This window comes from Lactobacillus delbrueckii subsp. delbrueckii DSM 20074 = JCM 1012 (assembly GCF_001433875.1).
GTDB classification, from domain to species: Bacteria; Bacillota; Bacilli; order Lactobacillales; family Lactobacillaceae; genus Lactobacillus; species Lactobacillus delbrueckii.
On record NZ_AZCR01000162.1, the window covers coordinates 1 to 259 of the forward strand.

Sequence of the window (259 nt, forward strand, 5' to 3'; positions counted from 1 at the left end):
TTTCCTTAGAAAGGAGGTGATCCAGCCGCAGGTTCTCCTACGGCTACCTTGTTACGACTTCACCCCAGTCATCTGCCCTGCCTTAGGCGGCTGACTCCTATAAAGGTTATCTCACCGACTTTGGGCATTGCAGACTTCCATGGTGTGACGGGCGGTGTGTACAAGGCCCGGGAACGTATTCACCGCGGCGTGCTGATCCGCGATTACTAGCGATTCCAGCTTCGTGCAGGCGAGTTGCAGCCTGCAGTCCGAACTGAGA

At 56.0% G+C, this 259-nt stretch carries 1 rRNA gene; it reads right to left on the bottom strand.

Annotation, left to right across the window (positions count from 1 at the left end):
- Positions 1–9: 9 nt before the first annotated feature.
- Positions 10–259 (bottom strand): 16S ribosomal RNA (locus FD23_RS08940); the annotation flags it as partial.